1 protein-coding gene is annotated in these 261 nt (G+C 57.5%); it reads left to right on the top strand.

From position 1 onward, the window contains the following. Nucleotides 1–217 (top strand): DotD/TraH family lipoprotein (locus E0D98_RS26570; RefSeq protein ID WP_165941091.1); only part of this gene is annotated, 217 nt, incomplete at its 5' end. Nucleotides 218–261 lie beyond the last annotated feature (44 nt).

Raw genomic sequence — 261 nt, 5'->3', positions numbered from 1 at the left:
CGATGCCCTGGAATTGCTCAACGAACTGGCCCGTCTGCGCGGCCAGCAGTTCAGCTACAGCGGCGTCCGTCTCCCCTTACCCGTCTCACTGCACGTCCGCGACATGACCTTTGCTGATGTCCTTCGTCTCACTAAAGCCCAGACTGCCTGGCGGGCAACACTCTCGCAGTCAGCCGGGCGTTTACATCTGTCTTTTATGACGCCGGAGAAAAAATGAAAACACACCTGTGTCTCCTGCTGTCTGCTCTCCTGCTTACAGGC

The sequence above is a fragment of the Escherichia sp. KCJ4928 genome (assembly GCF_004352695.1).
Lineage (GTDB): Bacteria > Pseudomonadota > Gammaproteobacteria > Enterobacterales > Enterobacteriaceae > ECMA0423.
Note: the sequence above shows the minus strand (reverse complement) of the source record. Positions and strands in the feature narration are given on the sequence as shown.